This is a genomic window from Stenotrophomonas sp. Steno-C18 (genome assembly GCF_056393195.1).
The window spans coordinates 140,958-147,240 of sequence record NZ_JBWJOX010000010.1 but is presented as its reverse complement, the minus strand read 5'-3'; the positions used below and the strand labels follow the sequence as shown (position 1 = coordinate 147,240).

Here is a 6,283-nt window from a genome sequence, read left to right as displayed (position 1 = left end):
AGGCACCGCGCTGGGTGCCAGCGCCAATGCCGAAGGCTTCGCCGCCACGGCGAGCGGCGTGGGCGCATTGGCACGTGGCGACCAGTCCACCGCCAATGGCGCGGTTGCCAACGCCCTGGGTGACTACAGCACCGCGACCGGTTCGCAGAGCTATGCCGAAGGGGTGGGCACGACCGCGGTGGGCTTCAATGCGGCGGCCTACGAGGACGGCAACGTGGCCGTGGGCCGCAATGCCTCGGCACTGGGCGAAGGCAGCCTGGCGATCGGTGATGGTGCCGAGACCGGCTTCGGCCTGTTCGGCATTGGTTCGACCAATGCGGTGGCGATCGGCAGCGCCAGCTGGGCCTTCGGCGATGACGCCACCGCGGTGGGCGCCAATGCCTGGGCGGTGGGCCAGCAGAGCACCGCGCTGGGCATGGGGGCGGAGGCCAGTGGCACCGGTTCGGTGGCCCTGGGTGCCGGCTCGGTCGCCGACCGCGCCGGTACGGTGTCGGTGGGCAGTGCCGGCAACGAACGCCAGATCACCAACGTGGCCGCCGGTACCGAGGCCACCGATGCGGTGAACAAGTCGCAGCTGGATGCGGTGGCAACCAGTGCTGGCCAGACCAGCAAGTACTTCCAAGCCACGGGCAGTGCGGCGGCGAGCGCGGGCGGCACGGACGCACTGGCCGCCGGTTCGGGTGCCAACGCCAGCGCTAATCGCTCCACGGCGTTGGGCACGGCCAGCACCGCCAACGCCACCGGTGCAACGGCGGTCGGCGCGGATGCATCGGCGCGTGGCACCAACAGCACCGCGCTGGGCCGGCAGACTTCGATCACCGCGACCAACGGCGTGGCGATCGGCTATGGCGCGTTCGCCAGCAACGGGGTCAACAGCGTCGCCATCGGCGCCGGTGCCGGGGTGTCCGGCGCCAACTCGGTTGCGCTGGGTGCCGGTTCGCGTGCGACCGAGGCAAACGTGGTCTCGGTGGGCGGTGGCAATGGCACCGACGGCCCGGCCACGCGCCGCATCGTCAACGTCGCCAACGGCCGCGTCGCCCAGAACAGCACCGATGCGGTGACCGGTGGCCAGTTGTACGTCACCAACCAGCGGGTCGGTGCGGTGGAGACGCGCGTGGACGACATTGATGGCCGCATCGGCACGGTGGAGAACGTCACCGCCAACGCCGTGACCTACGATGACAGCAGCCGCGACACGATGACCCTGGCCGGCGTGAAGGGAACCACGCTGGACAACGTGGCCGCCGGCAACATCGCCGCCGGCAGCATGCAGGCGGTCAACGGGGGCCAGCTGTTCCAATCGCTGGGCAACATGGCCAGCTTCCTCGGCGGTGGTGCCGGCATCGGCATGCAGGGCGTGTTCGTCGCGCCGACCTACGTGATCCAGGGCAGCAGCTACAACAACGTCGGTGCGGCGTTGACGGCACTGGACAACCAGGTCACCTCGATCAACGGCCGCCTGGCAGGGAATGGCAACGGGAACGGGAACGGCCATGGAAATGGCAACGGCAACGGCAACGGCAACGGCAACGGCAATGGTCCCCGTACCGCCAGCGTCGACACCACCGCCAGTACCGGCGGCGTCGCACTGGGCGACCAGGCCAAGGCCAACAACACCGCCGGCACCGCGGTGGGCAACAGCAGCTACGCGCATGGCCCGAACGACACCGCGCTGGGCAGCAACGCCCGCGTTGACGCCGACGGCAGCACCGCGGTGGGGGCCAACACCCACATCACCGCGGCGGCCACCAATGCCGTTGCGGTGGGTGAAAGCGCCAGCGTGAGTGCCGCCTCCGGGACCGCGGTGGGCCAGGGCGCGAGCGTCACCGCGCAGGGAGCCGTGGCGTTGGGTCAGGGCTCGGTGGCCGATCGTGCCAACACCGTGTCGGTGGGCAGTGCCGGGCAGGAGCGGCAGATCACCAATGTTGCTGCCGGCACCCAGGCCACCGACGCGGTCAACAAGGGACAGCTGGACCAGGGCGTGGCCTCGGCCAACAGCTATACCGACACCAAGTTCGGCAGCCTCACCGACAGCTTCACCGGACTGCGCAACGACATGGACAACCGCCTGCGGCATATCGATCGCCGCATTGATCGCCAGGGCGCGATGAACGCGGCGATGTTGAACATGGCCACCAGCGCGGCGGGCGTACGCACGCCGAACCGCGTGGGCGTGGGCGTGGGCTTCCAGAGCGGTGAATCGGCCCTGTCCATCGGCTACCAGCGTGCGATCAGCGATCGCGCCACGGTCACCCTGGGCGGTGCCTTCAGCAGCGATGACAGCTCGGTGGGCGTGGGCGCCGGCTTCGGCTGGTAAGCACGTCGGTGACAGCGGCGCCCGCCATCACCGGCGGGCGCCTGCAGCAAGGTTCGCGGCCCCGCCGCCGGCTGCCCCCGCAGCCGGTGGAGCGAGGGTCGGGAAGGCAAGGCAATGCAGCAATGGAGTTCCATCCCTGTTCCAGCAGACGAGAGATCGAACATGAAGAAGACCAAGCTTGGAGTGGCAGTTGCCGGTGTCGTGTTGATGGTTTCGATGGGCGTGCCGGCCGCACTGGCGGCCAACACCGGCAGCCTGCCGACACGCCCGCTCAACAGTGGGCCGGCCGCCGGTGAAGGCGGATACCGCTTCATCGTCAAGTACCGTGCCGGCAGCAGCGAGCTGCGTGATTCAGGCGTGGCCAACCGGGGCATCAATGCCGCGGCCTCGCGCGCCGGGCTGAGCCGGGCGACCGCCGCTTCGGCCAAGTCGGCCGCACGTCCGGCCGCCAGTGCCGCGCTGCTGCGCCGCATGGGCAGCCCGGGCTGGGCGGTGGTGAAGGCCTCGCGTGAGCTGGACGGCCAGGAAGCGGCCAACTTCATCCGCGAGCTGAAGGCCAATCCCGCGGTGGAGCGGGTGGAAATCGACCGGATGTACCAGCGCCTGGCAACCCAGGTGAGCCCGAACTTCGCGCCCAACGACCCGCAGACCTCGGCGCAGTGGAACTTCTACAACGCCCAGAGCGGCGTGAACGCCACCCAGGCCTGGGACATCTCGCAGGGCGAGGGCGTGGTGGTGGCGGTGATCGACACCGGCATCGCGCAGGGCAACCCGGACCTGCAGAACAACGTGATTCCCGGCTACGACATGATCAGCGACAAGCGCGTCTCGCGCCGCGACAGCGATGACCGCGTCGCCGGCGGCTGGGACATCGGCGACTGGGTCGAGCAGAACTACTGCACTGGCTGGGCGACCAACGACCCGCATGCGGCCGACGTCAGTTCCTGGCACGGCAGCCATGTCGCCGGCACCGTCGCGCAGGAGACCAACAACGGCGTCAACCTGGCTGGCCTGGCGTTCAAGGCCAAGGTGATGCCGGTGCGCGTGCTCGGTTCCTGCGGCGGCTTCGGCAGCGACATCTCCGACGGCATCATCTGGGCGGCCGGTGGTACCGTGCCGGGCCTGCCGGCCAACCCGAACCCGGCGGAAGTCATCAACATGAGCCTGGGCAGCGGTGCGCCGTCGAGCTGCCCGACCATCTACCAAGATGCCATCGACGAGGCGATCAGCCTCGGCAGCATCATCGTGGTGGCCGCGGGCAACGACAACGCCAATGCCGGCAGCTACACGATGTCCTCGTGCAACAACGTGATCTCGGTGGGCGCCACCGGTTTCAACGGCGGGCGCACGTACTACTCCAACTACGGGCCGCGCGTGGACCTGTCCGCGCCGGGCGGCAACGCCGAGCAGAACAACAACGGCTGGATCTTCCAGGTGATCAACGAAGGCACGCAGGGGCCGACCGCGGACTGGGCGCCGCTGGGCATGGTGGGTACCTCGATGGCGTCGCCGCACGTGGCCGCCGCGGTGGCGATGGTGCAGAGCGTGGTCGACACGCCGCTGACCTGGACGCAGATGCGTGACCTGCTGACTTCCACGGTCAAGCCGTTCCCGGTGAGCATCCCTGCGTCCACGCCGATCGGCGCCGGCATCCTCAACATCGAGGCGGCCCTGCTCAAGGCAACCACGCCGCCGTGCGACCCGGCCGTGGAGGAATGCGGCCCGGTGGCCACGCCGCTGGTCAACAAGGTCGCGGTGACCGGCCTGGCCGGCAACAGTGGCAACGAGGTGCTATACAGCTTCCAGGCCGAGGCCGGCAAGGTGCTGACCTTCATGAGCTACGGTGGCAGCGGCAACGTCTCGCTGTACGCCAGCTTCGACAAGGAGCCGTCGGCCAGCGCGGCCGATGCCAGCTCCACCCGCCCGGGCAACAGCGAGACCATTCGCTTCACCGCCCCGAAGGCCGGCACCTACTACGTCAAGCTGGTCGGTGCGGGCAGCTTCAGCGGCGTGAGCCTGGTCGCGCGCCAGTAAGCGTTTCCTCCTGTGGTCCTTGGAACCCCGGCTTGCCGGGGTTCTTTTTTTTGGCCATGCCGGGTGGGCGGGCCGGCGTAATCGCGCTGACGTGGATGCCAATCACGCTGGAAGCGGGAATTGCGCCTGTTCATGCGTATGGAACGACGCGGCGAGCTGCTAAAGTCCGGTCAACAGAGGAGGAGTGCGTGAACGCGGTAGTCCATGACGCCAATGTTGCGGCCACGCCTGCCGAACGCATCGTCCAGGAGCTGCTCGCGCAGGGCCGGCTGAAGGACGCCGACCTGCAGCGTGCGCGGCAATTGCAGCGCGAGTCCGGCGGCGACCTGCTGGTGCTGCTGGCGCGGTTGGGGCTGGTGTCCGAGCGCGACCATGCCGAGGCCTGCGCGCGGGTGCTGGGTCTGCGCCTGCTGGCCGCGCGTGACGTCCCCGAGCACCCGCCGGAGCTGGTGGAAGGGGCCGAGCCGGTGCCGCTGCGCTTCCTCAAGCAGTTCCTGGTGTTGCCGCTGGGCGAACAGCAGGGCCGCGTGCGCGTGTGGATGGCCGACCCGCAGGACGGCTATGCCATCGACGCGATGCGCCTTGCCACCGGCTGCGACATCGCCCCGGTGGTCGGCCTGCGCAGTGAAGTGGACGAGGTGATCGAGCGCTGGCACGGGCAGGGCCGCAGTGCGATGGGCACCATCCTGGAGTCGGCCGACGGCGAGGCCGCGCCGCTGGATGACATCGAGCACCTGCGCGACCTGGCCTCCGAGGCGCCGGTGATCCGCCTGGTCAACCTGCTGATCCAGCGTGCGGTGGAGCTGCGCGCCTCGGACATCCACGTCGAGCCGTTCGAGAACCGGCTGAAGGTGCGCTACCGCGTCGACGGCGTGCTGGTCGATGGCGAAAGCCCGCCGGTCAACCTGACCGCCGCGGTGATCAGCCGCATCAAGATCATGGCCAAGCTCAACATCGCCGAGCGCCGCCTGCCGCAGGACGGCCGCATCATGCTGCGCGTGCAGGGCAAGGAGCTGGACCTGCGCGTGAGCACCATGCCCACCGCGCATGGCGAGAGCGTGGTGATGCGCCTGCTCGACCGCGAGGCGGTGGTGTTCGACTTCCAGCGGCTCGGCTTCGACGATGCATTCATGCCGCAGTTCAGCCGCGTGCTGGCGCAGCCGCACGGCATCCTGCTGGTCACCGGCCCGACCGGTTCGGGCAAGACCACCACGCTGTACACCGCGCTGAGCCAGCTCAACACCGACAAGGTCAAGATCATCACCGTCGAGGACCCGGTCGAGTACCAGCTCGAAGGCATCAACCAGATCCAGGCCAAGCCGCAGATCGGGCTGGACTTCGCCAGCGCGCTGCGCGGCATCGTCCGCCAGGACCCGGACATCATCATGATCGGCGAAATGCGCGACCTGGAAACCGCGCGCATCGCCATCCAGTCCGCGCTCACTGGCCACTTGGTGCTGTCCACGCTGCATACCAACAACGCCGCCGGCGGCATCACCCGCCTGCTCGACATGGGCGTGGAGGACTACCTGCTCACCTCCACCATCAACGGCATCCTCGCCCAGCGCCTGGTGCGCCGGCTGGAGCCCACGCATGCACAGCGCTACCCGGCCTCGGCCGAGGAGATCGAACGCTTCAACCTGCGCCGTTACCAGCCGCATGGGCAGATCCACCTGTACCGGCCGCAGCCATCGGCCGTTGCGCCCACCGGCTACAAGGGCCGCACCACCATCGTCGAATTCCTGGTGATGGACGATGCGCTGCGCAACGCGGTGATGCGCAAGGCCGGGATGGGCGAGATCGAGCAGATCGCGCGTGCCGCCGGCATGCGCACCATGTACGAGGACGGCATCATCAAGGCCCTGCGTGGCCAGACCACGCTGGAAGAAGTCCTGCGCGTGACGGAGGACGCATGAACCTCCTGCTGCACGT

At 68.9% G+C, this 6,283-nt stretch carries 3 protein-coding genes; all 3 read left to right on the top strand.

Annotation, left to right across the window (positions count from 1 at the left end; translation table 11 throughout):
- Nucleotides 1-2,317: YadA family autotransporter adhesin (locus AC06FE_RS17770; protein WP_478073784.1), on the top strand; the 2,317-nt coding region annotated here is incomplete at its 5' end.
- Between the two features lie 162 nt (nucleotides 2,318-2,479).
- Nucleotides 2,480-4,351, top strand: a complete 1,872-nt coding sequence (locus tag AC06FE_RS17765) for a S8 family peptidase (RefSeq protein WP_132865047.1) — start codon at nucleotides 2,480-2,482, stop codon at nucleotides 4,349-4,351.
- Between the two features lie 188 nt (nucleotides 4,352-4,539).
- Nucleotides 4,540-6,267 carry a type II secretion system ATPase GspE gene (gspE, locus tag AC06FE_RS17760; RefSeq protein ID WP_243694021.1) on the top strand — a complete coding sequence of 576 codons (1,728 nt, stop codon included), beginning with the start codon at nucleotides 4,540-4,542 and terminating at the stop codon, nucleotides 6,265-6,267.
- Nucleotides 6,268-6,283 lie beyond the last annotated feature (16 nt).